This is a genomic window from Spiroplasma endosymbiont of Asaphidion curtum (genome assembly GCF_964031085.1).
Classification (GTDB): Bacteria; Bacillota_I; Bacilli_A; order Mycoplasmatales; family Nriv7; genus Nriv7.
On record NZ_OZ035001.1, the window covers coordinates 215,727 to 235,201 of the forward strand.

Genomic DNA, 19,475 nt, shown 5'->3' on the forward strand with positions numbered 1-19,475 from the left:
TTATTTTAATAGGTTATGCAAGAAGTCTAATTTATAATTTGCAATTATAGATAACATAAAATATTTATTTAAGCCAAATTGTAAAGTTAAGTGCAACTAAATTATTTTTCTAACCAAATATTCGATTGGTGAAAGATAATTTAGTATTTTTCTTGGTCTTTGGTTTAAAGACAATATAAATTTATGAACTGCATTTTTAGTAGTATTTGAAAAATTAAATTTTTTAGGAAATTTTTCTCTAATTAAACCATTAGTATTTTCATTAGTACCTCTTTGTCAAGGCGAATACGCATTAGCAAAATAAATTTTCACATTTAAATTTTTTTCAAGTTGTTGTCAATTAGAAAATTCTTTACCCCTATCAAATGTTATAGTCTTAACAAGATTATTTGGAAGAATTGATAAATAATGGCTAATGTTTTCGTTAACAACTTTAGTAGTTCTATTTTCAACTAACATTGCTAAAGTAAATCTTGATGTTCTTTCAACTAAAGTTATTAAACATGATTTACTTTTACCTCGTGATGATACTACAGTATCACCTTCTCAATGACCAACAGTTATACGATTATTAACATTAATATTTCGTTCTTTAATTGATTTACCATTAAATTTACCGCGATTTTCTTGAGATTTTCGTTTCTTACCTTTTCTTCTTAAATTTTTATTAGTAACTTTTTCAAGTAATCCAGAATAAATTCAATTGTAAATTGTTTTAAAACTAATAATTCATTCTTTATGAAAATTTTTAATTCTGCCATAAATTTATTCAGGCGATCAACCTAATAGTAATTTTTGTTGTACATATTTTACTAATTCTCTATTTTTAAACTTATGAAAATAAACATGTGATTGTTTTCTGTTTTCTGCTTTATTTTGTGCAATTAATGAAAAATAATGATTACTATTTTTATTTCTATTGACTTCTCGAATAATAGTACTAATACTTCGATTAAGATTTTTAGTTATTTCACTAATTTTTACTTTAAACTTCAATTGATTCTCAATATAAATTCTTTCATATATGCCAAGATGTTTGTAACCCATATAAAAACTCCTTGCTTTGTTTTTTCTAAAATAAACTTAGCATCATGAAATTTTTATATGAGATTTTTTGCAATTTTATTTACTTGCACTTACAAGTATAATTCAGCAAAGAAGCTGAGTTAAAAAAGTTTAAAAGAGGTGGTAAAAATAATAAATTATCATTAGAAAATAGATTATTGATGACTTTATCATATTGACGAGAATATCGTACTTATTTTCATCTTGGTAAAAGTTTTGATATTAGTGAAGCTAGTTGTTATCGAAATATCAAGTGAATTGAAGATATTTTAATCAAACATCCTGATTTTCAACAACTTGCTGGTAAAAAAGCATTAATAAATGATTATTTTAATGATAAAACAATTATTATTGATGCTACAGAAACACCCATTCAACGCCCAAAAAAAGACAAAAACAATCTTATTCAGGAAAAAAGAAAAAACACACTATTAAAACACAAGTAATTATTGAAAAAGAAAGCAAAATAATTATTGCAACAAATTTTTCTCTCGGTAAAAAGCATGATTTTTGTTTATTTAAAGAATCAAAAATCCCAATTTTAAAAAATACTAAATTAATAGTTGATAATGGTTATCAAGGAATACAAAAAATTCATAGTAATGTTCTAATACCTAAGAAAAAAACAAAGAAAAACCCTTTAAATAAAGAACAAAAACATAATAATAAATTAATTTCAAAAATGAGAATTATTATTGGAAATATTTTTGCTATTCTTAAAAAATTTAAAATTATTACTGAAAAATATCGTAATCGTAGAAAACGATTTAGTTTAAGATTTAATTTAATTGCTTCAATTTATAATTTGCAATTATAGATAACATAAAATATTTATTTAAAATTAAATTTAAATAATAAAATAATTTTTTGTTGTGTCAAAATTTACACATTTAATAAAATCCATAAGTATTAACCTAATAAAAGTTAGAAATTACTATATAGTATTTTTTATTTACAAATAATTTGTAATTATTTTAATAAGTAATGCAAGAAGTCTAATATAAATTTATGAACTGCATTTTTAGTAGTATTTGAAAAATTAAATTTTTTAGGAAATTTTTCTCTAATTAAACCATTAGTATTTTCATTAGTACCTCTTTGTCAAGGCGAATACGCATTAGCAAAATAAATTTTCACATTTAAATTTTTTTCAAGTTGTTGTCAATTAGAAAATTCTTTACCCTTATCAAATGTTATAGTCTTAACAAGATTATTTGGAAGAATTGATAAATAATGGCTAATGTTTTCGTTAACAACTTTAGTAGTTCTATTTTCAACTAACATTGCTAAAGTAAATCTTGATGTTCTTTCAACTAAAGTTATTAAACATGATTTACTTTTACCTCGTGATGATACTACAGTATCACCTTCTCAATGACCAACAGTTATACGATTATTAACATTAATATTTCGTTCTTTAATTGATTTACCATTAAATTTACCGCGATTTTCTTGAGATTTTCGTTTCTTACCTTTTCTTCTTAAATTTTTATTAGTAACTTTTTCAAGTAATCCAGAATAAATTCAATTGTAAATTGTTTTAAAACTAATAATTCATTCTTTATGAAAATTTTTAATTCTGCCATAAATTTGTTCAGGCGATCAACCTAATAGTAATTTTTGTTGTACATATTTTACTAATTCTCTATTTTTAAACTTATGAAAATAAACATGTGATTGTTTTCTGTTTTCTGCTTTATTTTGTGCAATTAATGAAAAATAATGATTACTATCTTTATTTCTATTGACTTCTCGAATAATAGTACTAATACTTCGATTAAGATTTTTAGCTATTTCACTAATTTTTACTTTAAACTTCAATTGATTCTCAATATAAATTCTTTCATATATGCCAAGATGTTTGTAACCCATATAAAAACTCCTTGCTTTGTTTTTTCTAAAATAAACTTAGCATCATGAAATTTTTATATGAGATTTTTTGCAATTTTATTTACTTGCACTTACAAGTATAATTCAGCTTTATTGTCATTTTTTATCTCCCAAAAATCATTTTTATTGGTAAATACATAATTGAAATTAAGGCGAAAAGAAAAGTAATGATAATAATTAATCCGGCAATAAACGCAACTTGCACAGGCATTTTTTCTATCGGAACAAACAGTTTTAAGAATTCCATAATAATTTCTCAAAACATTATTTTTTATTCTCATTATTTTCTTTTGAATTAGGGGCTTTAACTTATTCTTCAAAGCGAGCAATAAATACTTTTTCGTCTTTTGTAAAATTACCAGTATTATTTTTAATGGCATTTTTATATTTAATTCTAATTTTTATTTTGGCATAAATTTTATAAGCAAAATATGCCAATAGCATTATGCAAATGATAATAAATATTATTCCAATCGCAATATTCATTTTTAAACTCCTTTAAAATAATTATAATTTATATCTTTTTTGTTGTTTTCTTTTTTCGCAATGAAGAAGCCTAATAATTCTTGACCTTTAATTAATTTGGTTTCATTTTCTTTTTGATTAATTGAAATTATTTGATATTTACTATCTTTTATTATTCCGATGCAAATAGAATTTTCATATTTTCCTTTATAAACAAATCGCTTTGGAAACCAAATATCGATTTGTTGACTAAATCATGGAATTTTTGGTGCTTTAATAAACATTGCGTTTTGTGTTTCTTTTAAAAGATATTTTTTAGTATTTAAGAAAATGTTTTCAATGTTTTTCATAATAAATTACCTTTCTTATTTGTTATAAACTAAGTTAGTTAACTTAGTTTTTTAAACACTTATATATATCGCAGATTTAAGTGTTTAACAAGCTTTGTTAGTAAATTTTGTTTTTTAATTAGATAAAGATTTTAATAATTTTAAACTTAGCATACCCCTATATAGAAATTTTTACACTTTAACATCCGCATCCTACCCTTGGAACTAATTTAATAGCGTGTATATTTTTAGGAAATCCACCCATTCATTTTTTATTGCAAAACGAAACAAATTGCTATAGTTAATAGGATGTTATCTATTAACTGGTAAACTTCTTTTGGTTATGGCGACCACCCACAATTTATCGTGCTTTAATACATACCAACATTATTAACTCACTTGTATTTAATTTTCAAAGAACAAAATTTTAACACCTTATAAAATAAAAAGACAATCATTGCTGACTGTCTTAATACTTATTCAAATCTTTTCCCACCTAACAAAACTTTACGCGCCCTACCAAGTCTATTATTATAAAAAATTTTGACATTATTAAAGTCAAAATCTCAGGGATCAAAATCATTTTTTTCTAAATCATCACTACTAAGATTTTTAGCGGCCAATTGTTTTAAAACATCAATATTAACTTCAGATTTCAAATATATGCCATCAGTTTTAATATTGATATTAAACTAGGATAAAAAGATACTAATCCCATCATTAGAAAAAAACATATTATTAATAATAGTGATTTTCGGATTCTTATCATTTCAAAAATACTCCTTAAAAATTAAATATTTCAAAAGACTTGGTACATAACCTTTAATTTTATCTACTATTTTGATAATATTATTTTCTAGATGAAGCACAAATGTTAGATAAATACAAAGACGAAAATGAATTTTATAGTTTGGTAGGTGCAAAATGTTATAGTTATGTACCAAGTCTAAAGTTTAAAACTTCAATCTCATTTATCTCAAGTAACATATTTATAAATGGGAATTGTTTCTCAACTCTCATACAATATCCAGGGTCATTATCACTAACACAATGTCAACGATGCATTTTACATGTAGTTTCATAATAATCAACTAGCGTTACTCTAACATATCTTTCTTCGGATAATTTATAAGCATCAATTTCAAGTTTTAATGAATTCAATCATTATTATATACCGCTACTTTTTCACTTAAAACTTTTTTATCCCAATTATCAATTTTAATGCTATGTCTTAAAACTAAACCTTCGCTAAAATTATTAGTAAACTCCTTAAATGCATTAGCAGAAATAGTTCTTCGCGGTGTTTTTGAGTCCAGATTATAATAGAAATTAAGATTTCCTGACAATGTAAATTGAATTGCTGTTAATAATCTTTTAGTAAAACTAATATTATTAGCAGTATATATTCAGTTATTATCTCAAACATTTAGGGCACCCATAATCGCATCAACAACTTCACTAACTTTACTAATAATATTACCAACAACCGGAATATATCCAATAACTGGTGAAGCAATTTCTTCAATAATTTTTAAAATTTTATTGCTTTCTTCTTTAAAATCTAATTGTAATGCTTCATTAGGAAAATTTAGGGTTAAGATAACCATTGTGCTCTAAAAACTGATTATAATGTTTAAAAGGAATAACAATATCTTTTAGGGAATAGTGATCTGATATTAATGATGACATCACTAAGGTATCGCAATTATCAACAAAATAATCAGTAATATAGTATTTCTCCACTCATAGAAAAGATGTTTGCACCTTACCTTCAACTTTATAATCAAAATTTCAAGTTGATTTGCCTTTCCTTTCAATTTTATTAAATGAACTTTTCGGATATCTTAAAAAGAAATAATCAACATCATTTATATGTTCACCATATTTATATTGATATCCACAAAAATCATTATTAAGAATTCCTGATTTTGGTTGTGATTTTAATGAATTAGAAGTTACTGCCACTAAATCATTATTTCCTGTTAACTTATTAGCAAATAAAAATTTTGTACCATTAGTACTAATAAATAACGAAGCAATTACTAATAATGGTTTATAAAATAAAAACTTACTCATCATTATTCCTCACTTTAAATTATTTAGTTATTTATACAATCTTAACTACAATAATTATGACACAAAAATGTCAAAATAATCATATAATTTTAAAGTTGAAATATCTCTTCAAGATAGCGATAAGCCGCCCATTATTTGACAAACAAAAAAACCTAGCAAAGGTATATTTGCTAGGTTTTAGCGAGGAACATTTCGGGATACCCCAATACCGCACAAGACTAATTAACTTAAAACAGTGCTGTGCGAATTAATATCGCACGCCTTTATCTTAGTCATCGGACATTTTTGTGTAGAATGTCCTTAAATAGGACATCTTTATATTAACATATTTTAATATAAAATGTAAATACTTTCTTAGTTAGTTTTAAAATTTATTTATTTAATTTCAACAACAGCACCAGCAGCAACAAGTTTTTCTTTAATTTCTTCGGCTTCTTCTGGTTTAATTTTTTCTTTAATTACTGGGTTTTCACCTTCAACTAATTTCTTAGCTTCCATTAAAGGTTTTCCTATAATTTCTGCTACTACTTTAATAACTGCAATTTTAGAACCACCTAGTTCAGTTAAAATAACCTTTACTTCTGTCGGCGCAGCACTATCATCACCTTGTGAAACTGCTTGCATCATTACTGGTGCACTAGCAGTAACACCAAAATGTTCTTCAATTGCTTTTACTAATTCATTTAGTTCTGTTAATTTCATATCTTCTAGGGAATCAATAATATCTTGTTTTGTTATTTTATTACCTTTTTTAACACTATCACTTTTTTCTTTAATTGTTTTTTCTTCGTTAATTTTATTTTCTATTTCTTCTTGTGTTTCTTTTTTTATTGGATTATTTTCTGCCATAATATAATTCTCTCCTTTTATTTTATTTTTATATATTGGTTTATTCTATTTACTTCTTATCAATAATGGCTTTAATTGCTAAAGCAACATTAATTAATGGACTAATAATTGCTGAAGCAAACATTGAAATAAGATCCTCTTTTGAAGGCAATGTGGCTAATACTTGTAATTCATCATATAACACTACTTCACCGTCAAAAATAGCACTTTTCAATACTAAATTTTTATGTTCCTTTGCAAACTTAGTTAATAATCTTGGGCCTACAATTTCATCGGTTGCCGAAAATACTAACGCATTAGGACCTAATAATATATCATCTAAATTAGTAATTTTTAACTCTTGTAATGCTCTTCTTACTAATGTATTTTTATAAATTTTTAAACTAGCATTTTCACTTCTTAACTGTAACTTTAAATTTGTTAAATCTTGGACAGAAAATCCATGATAATGAATAATAGTTGTTGACTTTGATGAAGCAATCTTTGTTTTAATCTCTTGAACAATATTACTTTTAATTTCTTTTGCTGGTCGCATTCATCCATCCCTTCCTAATTTCTTAAACATAACCGTTTAATCCTGAAATCAATATCTATCTTACATAAAAAAACTCGGTATTACATACCGAGTTTAAAAGAGTTTTTGTAATCCAAAATCCTATACCTTTTAATCCTCGGCAACATAATTAAGGTTCCCCCGTTGCTGTCTATAGACTATTGATAGCATAAGATAATAATAATATGTTTTTAACACAAATGCAATACTTATTTCAAACATTGCTGAATTATACTTGTAAGTGCAAGTAAATAAAATTGCAAAAAATCTCATATAAAAATTTCATGATGCTAAGTTTATTTTAGAAAAAACAAAGCAAGGAGTTTTTATATGGGTTACAAACATCTTGGCATATATGAAAGAATTTATATTGAGAATCAATTGAAGTTTAAAGTAAAAATTAGTGAAATAGCTAAAAATCTTAATCGAAGTATTAGTACTATTATTCGAGAAGTCAATAGAAATAAAGATAGTAATCATTATTTTTCATTAATTGCACAAAATAAAGCAGAAAACAGAAAACAATCACATGTTTATTTTCATAAGTTTAAAAATAGAGAATTAGTAAAATATGTACAACAAAAATTACTATTAGGTTGATCGCCTGAACAAATTTATGGCAGAATTAAAAATTTTCATAAAGAATGAATTATTAGTTTTAAAACAATTTACAATTGAATTTATTCTGGATTACTTGAAAAAGTTACTAATAAAAATTTAAGAAGAAAAGGTAAGAAACGAAAATCTCAAGAAAATCGCGGTAAATTTAATGGTAAATCAATTAAAGAACGAAATATTAATGTTAATAATCGTATAACTGTTGGTCATTGAGAAGGTGATACTGTAGTATCATCACGAGGTAAAAGTAAATCATGTTTAATAATTTTAGTTGAAAGAACATCAAGATTTACTTTAGCAATGTTAGTTGAAAATAGAACTACTAAAGTTGTTAACGAAAACATTAGCCATTATTTATCAATTCTTCCAAATAATCTTGTTAAGACTATAACATTTGATAGGGGTAAAGAATTTTCTAATTGACAACAACTTGAAAAAAATTTAAATGTGAAAATTTATTTTGCTAATGCGTATTCGCCTTGACAAAGAGGTACTAATGAAAATACTAATGGTTTAATTAGAGAAAAATTTCCTAAAAAATTTAATTTTTCAAATACTACTAAAAATGCAGTTCATAAATTTATATTGTCTTTAAACCAAAGACCAAGAAAAATACTAAATTATCTTTCACCAATCGAATATTTGGTTAGAAAAATAATTTAGTTGCACTTAACTTTACAATTTGGCAAATAATAAAATAATTTTTTGTTGTGTCAAAATTTACACATTTAATAAAATCCATAAGTATTAACCTAATAAAAGTTAGAAATTACTATATAGTATTTTTTATTTACAAATAATTTGTAATTATTTTAATAAGTAATGCAAGAAGTCTAGTAATTAAATAATATAACTAGCTGATTGTTTTATTTCTTCAAAGCAATACCTAACAAAACTAAACGCGACCCTCTAATAGTAGTTATCTTGAATTGTAACAATAATAATGTTATTATATATAAGCCTGAAAAAATAGGTTAATGTGGGAGAAGATATCGTTGACCACAGCGAGAACAATTATGTATAGGAGGTGTTGCTCGTGGCTAAAAAAATTAAAAGGATTGCTAAATTACAGTTTAATGCGGTACAAGCTAAACCAGGTCCGGAATTAGCTTCATTAGGGATTAATATGCCACAATTTTGTCTTGCTTTTAATGATGCAACAAAAACAAGAATGGGTGATGTTGTCCCTGTTGTTATTACTGCTTATGATGATAAATCATTTGATTTTGTTTTAAAAACAACCCCAGCAGTTGTTTTATTAAAAAGAGCAGCTAATATTGAAAAAGGTTCAAGTAGTAGTAAAAAAGAAAAAGCAGCAACGATTACTGAAGATAAAATCAGAGAAATTGCTGAATATAAAATGGTTGATTTAAATGCTAATGATATTGAAAAGGCAATGAAAATTATTGAAGGAACAGCAAGAAATATGGGAATTGTTGTTGAAAAGCTATCAAAAGGGGAACAAAAATAGTTATGGTAATTGTTAAAAAGAGTCGTTATTCTAAAAATTATCAAAAAGTATTCCAAATGTTTGATAAAACTAAAATATATTCGATTGATGAAGCTATTTCATTAGTTAAAAAAACTTCAATAACAAAATTTGATGCTACAGTTGAATTAGCTTTTTGTTTAAATATTGATCCAAGACATGCTGATCAACAACTTCGTGGAGCGTTAGTATTACCGGCAGGAACTGGTAAAAAACAAAGAATTTTAGTATTAACTAATAGTATGAATCAAGTAGCTATTGATAATAAAGCTGATTTTGTTGGTGGTAAAGATTTAATTGAAAAAATTCAAAAAGAAAATTGATTTGATTTTGATGTTATTATTGCAACACCAGATATTATGGTTGAATTAGGAAAAATTGGTAAAATATTAGGACCTAAGGGTTTAATGCCAAATCCGAAAATGGGAACGGTAACTACTGATGTTCAAAAAGCAATTTCAGAAGTTCGTAAGGGGAAGATTGAATATCGTGTTGATAAGCAAGGTAATGTTCATGTAATTATTGGTAAAGTTTCTTTTAGTGAAGAACAGTTAAAGCAAAATTATCAAACTATTTATGAAACGCTTAGAAAAGCTCGCCCAGCAGCTGTTAAAGGTACTTATATAAAAAATATTAGTATTACTACTACTATGGGGCCAGCGATTAAAGTTGCTATTGAGTATTAAAGATATAATTATTATTAGGAATTAAAATAATGTTTTAAAGTGGTAGAGAATATTTTTCTTTACTATTTTTTTATATGCTGAATTATACTTGTAAGTGCAAGTAAATAAAATTGCAAAAAATCTCATATAAAAATTTCATGATGCTAAGTTTATTTTAGAAAAAACAAAGCAAGGAGTTTTTATATGGGTTACAAATATCTTGGCATATATGAAAGAATTTATATTGAGAATCAATTGAAGTTTAAAGTAAAAATTAGTGTAGAAACCATATACATATGACAAGATTTTGGTTTTTACAAGCTTGCTCTTAATTAATAAATAAATACGAGCTCATTTATTTATTACAAGAAATATAAGGTTAAATTAATATTTATTATTTTTAGTTATGCCTTGTATTTTTTTGTGCCTTGATAGTAATAAACTAAGTTAATTAGTAAACGAAGTTTACTAACAAATTTTGTTAAACATAAATAGACTTCTTGCATTACTTATTTATTAAACAAAATTCCTATAAAATATATTTAAAATAGAAATTATAAGGAATTTAAGATTATGAAATTTGATAAATTTAATTTTATTAATGATAAAGAATTATTACGATTAACTGGAATAAAGCAAAGTACTTTTAATAAAATGTTAAATATTTTAAAAGAAGCTGAGTTAAAAAAGTTTAAAAGAGGTGGTAAAAATAATAAATTATCATTAGAAAATAGATTAGACTTCTTGCATTACTTATTAAAATAATTACAAATTATTTGTAAATAAAAAATACTATATAGTAATTTCTAACTTTTATTAGGTTAATACTTATGGATTTTATTAAATGTGTAAATTTTGACACAACAAAAAATTATTTTATTATTTAAATTTAATTTTAAATAAATATTTTATGTTATCTATAATTGCAAATTATAAATTGAAGCAATTAAATTAAATCTTAAACTAAATCGTTTTCTACGATTACGATATTTTTCAGTAATAATTTTAAATTTTTTAAGAATAGCAAAAATATTTTCAATAATAATTCTCATTTTTGAAATTAATTTATTATTATGTTTTTGTTCTTTATTTAAAGGGTTTTTCTTTGTTTTTTTCTTAGGTATTAGAACATTACTATGAATTTTTTGTATTCCTTGATAACCATTATCAACTATTAATTTAGTATTTTTTAAAATTGGGATTTTTGATTCTTTAAATAAACAAAAATCATGCTTTTTACCGAGAGAAAAATTTGTTGCAATAATTATTTTGCTTTCTTTTTCAATAATTACTTGTGTTTTAATAGTGTGTTTTTTCTTTTTTCCTGAATAAGATTGTTTTTGTCTTTTTTTGGGCGTTGAATGGGTGTTTCTGTAGCATCAATAATAATTGTTTTATCATTAAAATAATCATTTATTAATGCTTTTTTACCAGCAAGTTGTTGAAAATCAGGATGTTTGATTAAAATATCTTCAATTCACTTGATATTAGTGCTGAATTATACTTGTAAGTGCAAGTAAATAAAATTGCAAAAAATCTCATATAAAAATTTCATGATGCTAAGTTTATTTTAGAAAAAACAAAGCAAGGAGTTTTTATATGGGTTACAAACATCTTGGCATATATGAAAGAATTTATATTGAGAATCAATTGAAGTTTAAAGTAAAAATTAGTGAAATAGCTAAAAATCTTAATCGAAGTATTAGTACTATTATTCGAGAAGTCAATAGAAATAAAGATAGTAATCATTATTTTTCATTAATTGCACAAAATAAAGCAGAAAACAGAAAACAATCACATGTTTATTTTCATAAGTTTAAAAATAGAGAATTAGTAAAATATGTACAACAAAAATTACTATTAGGTTGATCGCCTGAACAAATTTATGGCAGAATTAAAAATTTTCATAAAGAATGAATTATTAGTTTTAAAACAATTTACAATTGAATTTATTCTGGATTACTTGAAAAAGTTACTAATAAAAATTTAAGAAGAAAAGGTAAGAAACGAAAATCTCAAGAAAATCGCGGTAAATTTAATGATAAATCAATTAAAGAACGAAATATTAATGTTAATAATCGTATAACTGTTGGTCATTGAGAAGGTGATACTGTAGTATCATCACGAGGTAAAAGTAAATCATGTTTAATAACTTTAGTTGAAAGAACATCAAGATTTACTTTAGCAATGTTAGTTGAAAATAGAACTACTAAAGTTGTTAACGAAAACATTAGCCATTATTTATCAATTCTTCCAAATAATCTTGTTAAGACTATAACATTTGATAGGGGTAAAGAATTTTCTAATTGACAACAACTTGAAAAAAATTTAAATGTGAAAATTTATTTTGCTAATGCGTATTCGCCTTGACAAAGAGGTACTAATGAAAATACTAATGGTTTAATTAGAGAAAAATTTCCTAAAAAATTTAATTTTTCAAATACTACTAAAAATGCAGTTCATAAATTTATATTGTCTTTAAACCAAAGACCAAGAAAAATACTAAATTATCTTTCACCAATCGAATATTTGGTTAGAAAAATAATTTAGTTGCACTTAACTTTACAATTTGGCAGAATTAAAAATTTTCATAAAGAATGAATTATTAGTTTTAAAACAATTTACAATTGAATTTATTCTGGATTACTTGAAAAAGTTACTAATAAAAATTTCATGATGCTAAGTTTATTTTAGAAAAAACAAAGCAAGGAGTTTTTATATGGGTTACAAACATCTTGGCATATATGAAAGAATTTATATTGAGAATCAATTGAAGTTTAAAGTAAAAATTAGTGAAATAGCTAAAAATCTTAATCGAAGTATTAGTACTATTATTCGAGAAGTCAATAGAAATAAAGATAGTAATCATTATTTTTCATTAATTGCACAAAATAAAGCAGAAAACAGAAAACAATCACATGTTTATTTTCATAAGTTTAAAAATAGAGAATTAGTAAAATATGTACAACAAAAATTACTATTAGGTTGATCGCCTGAACAAATTTATGGCAGAATTAAAAATTTTCATAAAGAATGAATTATTAGTTTTAAAACAATTTACAATTGAATTTATTCTGGATTACTTGAAAAAGTTACTAATAAAAATTTAAGAAGAAAAGGTAAGAAACGAAAATCTCAAGAAAATCGCGGTAAATTTAATGGTAAATCAATTAAAGAACGAAATATTAATGTTAATAATCGTATAACTGTTGGTCATTGAGAAGGTGATACTGTAGTATCATCACGAGGTAAAAGTAAATCATGTTTAATAACTTTAGTTGAAAGAACATCAAGATTTACTTTAGCAATGTTAGTTGAAAATAGAACTACTAAAGTTGTTAACGAAAACATTAGCCATTATTTATCAATTCTTCCAAATAATCTTGTTAAGACTATAACATTTGATAGGGGTAAAGAATTTTCTAATTGACAACAACTTGAAAAAAATTTAAATGTGAAAATTTATTTTGCTAATGCGTATTCGCCTTGACAAAGAGGTACTAATGAAAATACTAATGGTTTAATTAGAGAAAAATTTCCTAAAAAATTTAATTTTTCAAATACTACTAAAAATGCAGTTCATAAATTTATATTGTCTTTAAACCAAAGACCAAGAAAAATACTAAATTATCTTTCACCAATCGAATATTTGGTTAGAAAAATAATTTAGTTGCACTTAACTTTACAATTTGGCTAATAAAATAATTTTTTGTTGTGTCAAAATTTACACATTTAATAAAATCCATAAGTATTAACCTAATAAAAGTTAGAAATTACTATATAGTATTTTTTATTTACAAATAATTTGTAATTATTTTAATAAGTAATGCAAGAAGTCTATTGTTCAATAACAAAATCATGAATCCCATCATCTTTAGTTTGCCTTTTAAGAATATTTAAAAATTCTTTCTTACTTAATGGCCTTTCAAGATATGACGCATTTAATAAATCTTGATAAAAAATATTTAATGACTTTAATACCGTTTGACGAAATATTGCTCCTCATTGCGTTAATGGTGGTGCGGCGGTTGTTATTTGCTTGGCATTCATCAATTCTCATATTTGTGCAATAACCCGTAAATAAGATTCTGACGAAGCATCATGTAATTTTTGACCATAAGAAGAACCAGTTTCATAGGAAGCTTTATTAATCGGCAAATATCCCGAATCAAAAGCATAAACTTCATTAGCTTCTTGTGATGTTACATATTTAATAAATGCTTCGGAAATTTTATCTTTAATCGGATCATTCATTTTAAACATGGCAATTCCTGGGCCTTGTTGAATAGCATACTTACCAGCAGCAGAAAATGGTAACGGTAACACTCAAATATCCTCAGGTTTAAGTCGTTTTTCCTGTAACAAAAACTGAACTCCTGATGTTGAACCAATACCGACTAAAGCTTTAGATTGATTAAACAAGGTACTAGCAAATGTCCCCTGTGGTGATGTTGCTGTTGGTACTTTAACATGCAATCCTGTATTGCGCTTAATATCATTAGATGGACGATTAGCTAAATCTTTTAACTCTTGAAGACCGCTTAAATGTTTCTGCAATATTTCAAAAGATTTTCCTTTTAAGTTTAAAACGAATTTACCACTACTATTTTCATGATAAAGAAATTCATTAGTTTTTGTTTTAGAATTTAATGTCTCACTATTAGCATATTGTGCATATAATCCATTAGGCAAATCATCCATCGCTACTGCATACACTTCATTAAGATTCTTTAAATTAGCTAAATTTTTTAATAAGTGACTAGTTACTTGCACTAAACTAAGATAACTACTTCAAGTAATAATTCCCGCTTTCATTGTTTCCAGAGAATTTCATTGTTTTAAAACACTAAGTTGAGCTTGAAATTTACTTCAATCAATACTTTTATTAACTTTTCATTGTCCATTCATTCCTTGATAATTACTTAAATTATCGCCAAGTGGTAATAACAAATTTGCTTGGGGGATTAAACCATCAATTTTAGCAAATACTTCTAACAATAATTTCTTATTAATAAACATTAAATCTAATGATTTTCCAATGGGAACTGTATATTGTTTACCCTTATACATTGTTTCTTGTCAATAAGAATCAATAATGCTTGGTTTATCAATGTAAGAACTAAGATCGGGAACCTTAACATCAACTAACTGTTCTTGTAAAGTTTTAGAATATTTAACAACCTCATCAGCATAACTAGTAAACAAATTAGGTAATTTTCTCACGCCATAATAACCAGTATTAACTTCCTTCTCAACACCATTATTTTGAACAAATTTTAAAATTATTTTGCGATGATCAAATTCCGAGTTATCAGCATTGACCTTATTAAAATTATTAATAACATTTTCTAAAGCATTTCATTGAAATTGACCTTTTATAAAATAAGTTGTCATAATGACATTTCGTTCCGAATGACTACAAGCAAAAATTGTTAAAATCGAACTTAATCAAATTGTTGCTGTTAACATTACCTTAATTTTTTTCATTAATTATTATTCCTTCCTATTAAATCCTAGCCCTTAGTTCCACTACTATCTTTTGTAATACTATTAATAATACGTTTCTTAGTAAGTAAATATAAAACAATCATTGGCAAAATAGAAATAACAGCAGATGCCATTTTTAAATGCTGTGGATCTCTTAGCGTACTTGGATTATTAGGTCATGGTTCTGTTACTTGAATTAATTCTCATAATAACATTGGTAAAGTTACTCATTTTGAATCAGCATCTAAAACTGTTACTGGTCATAATACTGCATTCCAACTAGCAATAAAAGATATTAATCCTGCTATTCATAATACTGGTTGAACTAATGGCAGCGCTACTTTTCAAAAGAATTTAAAAGTTGATAACCCATCAATCTTACTAGCACTAACAATTGATTTCGGAATCCCTTCAAATGCTTGGCGTAACATAAAAATTGTAAAAGCCGAAGCAATAAATGGAATTACTAATGCTTCTAAGGTATTATCTCATACAATCCGTAACATTAGCAAATACTGCCCAATCATAATCGTTTCCCCAGGAATCATTAATGTTGATAATAACAAAATAAATATTGCTTCCCGAAACTTTGTCCGATAATGTGCTAAAGCAAACCCTGCTAAAGCACAAATAAATAATTTCAATATTGTGGAAAGAAATGCTACTAAAAATGAATTAAATAAATACTTGCCAACATTAATTTGTGAATTTTCTAAAAGATATGTATACCACTTAAAAGTTCAAATTTCAGGTCATAATCCTTGCGGTTTTGTTGGATCTAAATCAGCATCAGTTTTAAATGAAGTAATAATCATTCAGTAAAATGGAAAAACAACAATAATAGCCATAACTAATAAAAATAAGAATCGCATTGCAATGCTAATTCATTTTTCTCAACCTTTATCTTTATTTCCGGCCATTTGTTGTGTAAAATTGGTTTTGCGCACAACAGTTTGACGACTGACTCAAGTTTTAAATCATAAACTAATTTTATTGCAACTCATCTTTAACAATTCATTAATTTTCTTGCCGAAATTATTCATCAATAAAATCTCCTAACTATATTTTCTTGATAATTGTTTACTAATAATTCGTGTTACAATTGTAATTAATAAAATAATTATCATTAAGATTATTGAAGCTGCAGCAGCTTCATTGTAACTAGCATTCATTCGGCGTTGAAAAATTCAAAAAACGACTGTTTGAATCTGATAAGTAGATGCTTGAACATAATTAGCATATAATCCTAAAGGAAATATTTTAAAAGAATCAATTAACCCAATAGTAAATAAGTAAATTAACATCGGAATAACTAAAGGTACTGTCACTTTAAATAACTGCTTACTTTTACTCATCCCATCAATGGCTGCAGCTTGATAATAATGATTATTTATTTTTAATAACGCTGTTGTTAACATAATGATATTAAAAGGTAATGATTTTCATATTCCATAAATAATTAAAACTCAAATCGCATAATTAGCATCATTTAATCAAGGTCGTTTTTCCAAACCAAAAAGAGCAAACAAAGTATTCATTACTCCTTCAGGACTAAAAATAAAAGCAAAAGTCATGGCAACAGCCATCACACTAGTAACATATGGCAAAAAGAAAATACCTTGCAAAAAATTAAAAATTCGTTTTGACATAATGCTAGTTAACGACTTAGCAACTATCAATGAAATAATTAATGATAAAGGTACAACTGCTGTTGAATAAATTAAGGAATTTTTTAAAGCAATTTGAAATTCACGATTTTTTCATACTAATTCAAAATGCTTTCACGAAAATTTAAAAGCAATTTCCGGACCACCATTAACAGCTGTTCTAGCAACAATAAAAATTGCATAAAACATAAATATTCCTAATAATGCTAATGCTGGTGTTAACCAAATTAATGAAATAAGAGTACTATCGCGTTTTTGAGCATTATTAGGTTTTTTATAATATCGCTTTAAATAATTAAAAAAATTTTGTGAAGATTTTGTTTGTAAAGATTTTTCAATCGGTTTTTTACTAGCCATTAAACAACCTCCACTGTTAATTCAGTTTCTGGATCAAATAAAAAAATCGTCTTTTTAACAAAATTAATTTTTACTTTTTCACCGTGTTCATAAAACTTATCTTCATCCATATCATAAACTGCTTTAACATATTCATTATTTCTAATCTTAATAGTTACAAAGGCACTCCGACCTAATTCTTCAAACAAAGAAATTTCACCAATTAAAGGTTCTTTATTAACAAACTTAGTATTTAATGAATCACTATTTAATTTTAAATCTTCAGGGCGAATACCAATAGTAATATAACCATGTTTAGCTTTTATGGCTTTACCAATCTTAATTTCATCAATTCAAATATTATGTTGCTTATCAATTATCCCATTAAAAAAGTTCATTGCGGGATTACCAATAAATTGTGCAACAAATTTATTAACTGGTTGATTATACACTTCATGTGGTGTTCCAACTTGTTGTAAGACCCCTTGCTTCATAATATAAATATAATCAGATATTGACATTGCTTCTTCTTGATCATGAGTTACAAAAATTGCTGTAATTTGTGATTTTTGTTGAAAACGCCGAATTCACTCCCTTGTTGTTACTCTTAACTTGGCATCTAAATTAGATAACGGTTCATCTAACAATAAAATATCTGGAGCTTTAACAATTGCTCTCGCAATCGCTACTCTTTGCTGTTGACCACCAGATAAATTAGCTGGTCGTTTCTTTAATTGATTACTAATTTCTACTTGCTGAGCAACAAGATTAACACTCTTACTAACTTCTTTTCTAAATGAAGTTAATTGTTGCTTTAATGCTTGTAATTCATTATTTAATTGCTCATCAGTTTTTATTGTTATTAATGCTGGTGATAACTGATAATATTCATTAGCAATTGTTGTTAATTTTATTAACATCTCATCATAAGCTACTAATAAATTATTGCCAATTTTCTTTTGATACTTATCAAGTCCCTTTTGTTCTTCTTTATCTCATAATTGCTGATGTTTCTTAAAAAAACTCACATACTTACTATGACTCAAACTATATTGTAAAGCATGATCTTTTTTCTGTTGTTTTTTAAAATTTTTAACTAATTCATTATATGCTTTTTGATGATCTTTCATTACAATTTTTAAAGCATTTAGCTTACTTTTAGCAGGATTTAAATAATTATATTTCATTTGCAATAAAAACTTATTAATTGCAAAATTAATTTCCCGAGTTTTAAAATTCTTATTTGTTGTTTTAAAACTACTTAAATTATTATTAATAGTTATTTTTAACTGTGAAATATTATGATAAATTAAATTTAAAAAATCACAATATTTAATATGAACAGCTAATCTTGACTGATCATATCACTGACTATGAATCCGATTACGAAATGTTTCTAAATGCTTTTCATTATAAATTATTGCTGCTTCACGCTTATGAAATTTAAAAATATCTGCTAAATAATTAGCAATCATTTCATTAACTAACTTATCATAAGTTTCTAAATACTCAGAAAGTAATATTGCAATCTGATCTTTAAATCTTTGTTTTTCAACATTTAAACCACTATCTTGCAAATTTTTAATTAATAACCGAATATTAGTATTACTGTTTCTAACAGTTCGCTTAAATTTTTTATCTTGATATAAAGGCAAAGCAATATTTTTAAAAACATTTAAATGCGGATATAAAGCATAATTTTGGAATATTAAACCAATATTACGATTTTGCGGTGACCATTTGGTTACATCTTTACCATTAAAAATAATTTGTCCCTGACTAACTTGTAATAATCCCGCAATCGCATAAAGCGTTGTTGATTTTCCACAACCAGATGGTCCTAACAAAGTAACTAATTGTCCTGTCTTCACATGCATATTAAAATTATTGACCGCTAATGTTTCACCATAATCAATACTAATATTTTTTAAAATAACATTCATTTAAAACTCCCTGAAATATTAATTTCCATAAGCAATTATATTA

General features: G+C 25.3%; 25 protein-coding genes, 1 pseudogene and 1 other annotated feature. Of the genes and pseudogenes, 10 read left to right on the top strand and 16 right to left on the bottom strand.

The genetic code is table 4. From position 1 onward, the window contains the following. Nucleotides 1-96: 96 nt before the first annotated feature. Together AAHJ00_RS01310 and AAHJ00_RS01315 are read right to left on the bottom strand one after the other, a co-directional pair. Nucleotides 97-765, bottom strand: a complete 669-nt coding sequence (locus AAHJ00_RS01310; RefSeq protein ID WP_342224595.1) for an IS30 family transposase — start codon at nt 763-765, stop codon at nt 97-99. Further along, on the bottom strand, nt 766-1,047 hold the full coding sequence (locus AAHJ00_RS01315; RefSeq protein ID WP_342224231.1) for a helix-turn-helix domain-containing protein: 282 nt from the start codon (nt 1,045-1,047) through the stop codon (nt 766-768). A gap of 179 nt (nt 1,048-1,226) precedes the next feature. Here AAHJ00_RS01315 and AAHJ00_RS01320 point away from each other — a divergent pair, with 179 nt between their 5' ends. Together AAHJ00_RS01320 and AAHJ00_RS01325 are read left to right on the top strand one after the other, a co-directional pair. Beyond that, nucleotides 1,227-1,511 (top strand): transposase family protein, encoded by a 285-nt coding sequence (locus AAHJ00_RS01320; RefSeq protein WP_342224232.1) that lies wholly within the window; start codon nt 1,227-1,229, stop codon nt 1,509-1,511. After that, the gene (locus AAHJ00_RS01325) at nt 1,496-1,882 is read left to right on the top strand and encodes a transposase family protein (RefSeq protein WP_342224596.1); all 387 of its coding nucleotides are present in this window, start codon (nt 1,496-1,498) and stop codon (nt 1,880-1,882) included. The genes AAHJ00_RS01320 and AAHJ00_RS01325 overlap by 16 nt, the downstream gene beginning before the upstream one ends. Nucleotides 1,883-2,034: 152 nt before the next feature. Here the strand turns inward: AAHJ00_RS01325 and AAHJ00_RS01330 are convergent, their stop codons facing one another. From AAHJ00_RS01330 to AAHJ00_RS01370, 9 genes are all read right to left on the bottom strand, one after another. Then, a complete protein-coding gene (locus tag AAHJ00_RS01330) occupies nt 2,035-2,937 on the bottom strand; it encodes an IS30 family transposase (protein ID WP_342224233.1) in 903 nt (300 codons plus the stop codon). Nucleotides 2,938-3,264: 327 nt separating this feature from the next. Beyond that, nucleotides 3,265-3,441, bottom strand: a complete 177-nt coding sequence (locus AAHJ00_RS01335) for a hypothetical protein (protein WP_342224234.1) — start codon at nt 3,439-3,441, stop codon at nt 3,265-3,267. Nucleotides 3,442-3,443: 2 nt separating this feature from the next. Further along, a complete protein-coding gene (locus AAHJ00_RS01340) occupies nt 3,444-3,770 on the bottom strand; it encodes a hypothetical protein (RefSeq protein WP_342224235.1) in 327 nt (108 codons plus the stop codon). A gap of 455 nt (nt 3,771-4,225) precedes the next feature. Beyond that, nucleotides 4,226-4,408, bottom strand: coding sequence for a hypothetical protein (locus AAHJ00_RS01345; RefSeq protein WP_342224236.1), 183 nt, complete (start codon nt 4,406-4,408; stop codon nt 4,226-4,228). Nucleotides 4,409-4,897: 489 nt separating this feature from the next. Next, entirely contained in the window at nt 4,898-5,356 is a 459-nt protein-coding gene (locus AAHJ00_RS01350) for a hypothetical protein (RefSeq protein WP_342224237.1), read from the bottom strand. Then, nucleotides 5,328-5,825, bottom strand: coding sequence for a hypothetical protein (locus AAHJ00_RS01355; protein ID WP_342224238.1), 498 nt, complete (start codon nt 5,823-5,825; stop codon nt 5,328-5,330). Before AAHJ00_RS01355 ends, AAHJ00_RS01350 begins: the two co-directional genes overlap by 29 nt. 375 nt (nt 5,826-6,200) lie before the next feature. Then, nucleotides 6,201-6,527 carry a 50S ribosomal protein L7/L12 gene (gene rplL / locus AAHJ00_RS01360; RefSeq protein ID WP_425288876.1) on the bottom strand — a complete coding sequence of 109 codons (327 nt, stop codon included), beginning with the start codon at nt 6,525-6,527 and terminating at the stop codon, nt 6,201-6,203. Nucleotides 6,528-6,723: 196 nt separating this feature from the next. After that, entirely contained in the window at nt 6,724-7,239 is a 516-nt protein-coding gene (rplJ, locus tag AAHJ00_RS01365) for a 50S ribosomal protein L10 (protein WP_342224240.1), read from the bottom strand. Nucleotides 7,240-7,265: 26 nt separating this feature from the next. Continuing rightward, nucleotides 7,266-7,402, bottom strand: a sequence feature (ribosomal protein L10 leader region). Then, the gene (locus AAHJ00_RS01370; RefSeq protein WP_342224241.1) at nt 7,339-7,500 is read right to left on the bottom strand and encodes a hypothetical protein; all 162 of its coding nucleotides are present in this window, start codon (nt 7,498-7,500) and stop codon (nt 7,339-7,341) included. (Overlaps the previous feature by 64 nt.) Nucleotides 7,501-7,557: 57 nt before the next feature. On the opposite strand from AAHJ00_RS01370, the gene AAHJ00_RS01375 reads away from it, so the two are divergent. The 5 genes from AAHJ00_RS01375 (at nt 7,558) to AAHJ00_RS01395 (ending at nt 10,764) form a co-directional block, all read left to right on the top strand. Then, nucleotides 7,558-8,508 (top strand): IS30 family transposase, encoded by a 951-nt coding sequence (locus tag AAHJ00_RS01375; protein ID WP_342224242.1) that lies wholly within the window; start codon nt 7,558-7,560, stop codon nt 8,506-8,508. 373 nt (nt 8,509-8,881) lie between these two features. Continuing rightward, nucleotides 8,882-9,316 (top strand): 50S ribosomal protein L11, encoded by a 435-nt coding sequence (rplK, locus tag AAHJ00_RS01380; RefSeq protein ID WP_342224243.1) that lies wholly within the window; start codon nt 8,882-8,884, stop codon nt 9,314-9,316. A gap of 2 nt (nt 9,317-9,318) precedes the next feature. Continuing rightward, nucleotides 9,319-10,020, top strand: a complete 702-nt coding sequence (rplA, locus tag AAHJ00_RS01385) for a 50S ribosomal protein L1 (protein ID WP_342224244.1) — start codon at nt 9,319-9,321, stop codon at nt 10,018-10,020. 183 nt (nt 10,021-10,203) lie between these two features. Further along, nucleotides 10,204-10,335, top strand: coding sequence for a hypothetical protein (locus AAHJ00_RS01390; RefSeq protein WP_342224245.1), 132 nt, complete (start codon nt 10,204-10,206; stop codon nt 10,333-10,335). A gap of 237 nt (nt 10,336-10,572) precedes the next feature. Continuing rightward, nucleotides 10,573-10,764: a hypothetical protein gene (locus AAHJ00_RS01395; RefSeq protein ID WP_342224246.1), complete on the top strand. Its 192-nt coding sequence runs from the start codon at nt 10,573-10,575 to the stop codon at nt 10,762-10,764. A 152-nt stretch (nt 10,765-10,916) separates the two neighbouring features. Here AAHJ00_RS01395 and AAHJ00_RS01400 read toward each other — a convergent pair. Next, nucleotides 10,917-11,485: pseudogene (locus AAHJ00_RS01400) on the bottom strand (IS5 family transposase); the annotation flags it as partial. Between the two features lie 113 nt (nt 11,486-11,598). Here AAHJ00_RS01400 and AAHJ00_RS01405 point away from each other — a divergent pair. From AAHJ00_RS01405 to AAHJ00_RS01415, 3 genes are read left to right on the top strand one after another with little or no spacing between them, the layout of a single operon-like run. Then, a complete protein-coding gene (locus tag AAHJ00_RS01405; RefSeq protein WP_342224247.1) occupies nt 11,599-12,549 on the top strand; it encodes an IS30 family transposase in 951 nt (316 codons plus the stop codon). Continuing rightward, nucleotides 12,550-12,693 carry a hypothetical protein gene (locus tag AAHJ00_RS01410; protein ID WP_342224248.1) on the top strand — a complete coding sequence of 48 codons (144 nt, stop codon included), beginning with the start codon at nt 12,550-12,552 and terminating at the stop codon, nt 12,691-12,693. 25 nt (nt 12,694-12,718) lie between these two features. Further along, entirely contained in the window at nt 12,719-13,669 is a 951-nt protein-coding gene (locus AAHJ00_RS01415; RefSeq protein ID WP_342223478.1) for an IS30 family transposase, read from the top strand. A gap of 167 nt (nt 13,670-13,836) precedes the next feature. On the opposite strand, the gene AAHJ00_RS01420 is transcribed toward AAHJ00_RS01415, so the two are convergent. The 4 genes from AAHJ00_RS01420 to AAHJ00_RS01435 form a co-directional block, all read right to left on the bottom strand. Beyond that, nucleotides 13,837-15,486, bottom strand: coding sequence for an extracellular solute-binding protein (locus tag AAHJ00_RS01420; RefSeq protein WP_342224249.1), 1,650 nt, complete (start codon nt 15,484-15,486; stop codon nt 13,837-13,839). Between the two features lie 26 nt (nt 15,487-15,512). Next, nucleotides 15,513-16,406: a carbohydrate ABC transporter permease gene (locus tag AAHJ00_RS01425; RefSeq protein ID WP_342224250.1), complete on the bottom strand. Its 894-nt coding sequence runs from the start codon at nt 16,404-16,406 to the stop codon at nt 15,513-15,515. Nucleotides 16,407-16,541: 135 nt separating this feature from the next. Then, entirely contained in the window at nt 16,542-17,510 is a 969-nt protein-coding gene (locus tag AAHJ00_RS01430) for a sugar ABC transporter permease (RefSeq protein WP_342224251.1), read from the bottom strand. Beyond that, entirely contained in the window at nt 17,510-19,432 is a 1,923-nt protein-coding gene (locus tag AAHJ00_RS01435) for an ATP-binding cassette domain-containing protein (RefSeq protein ID WP_342224252.1), read from the bottom strand. The genes AAHJ00_RS01430 and AAHJ00_RS01435 overlap by 1 nt, the downstream gene beginning before the upstream one ends. Nucleotides 19,433-19,475: the final 43 nt, after the last annotated feature.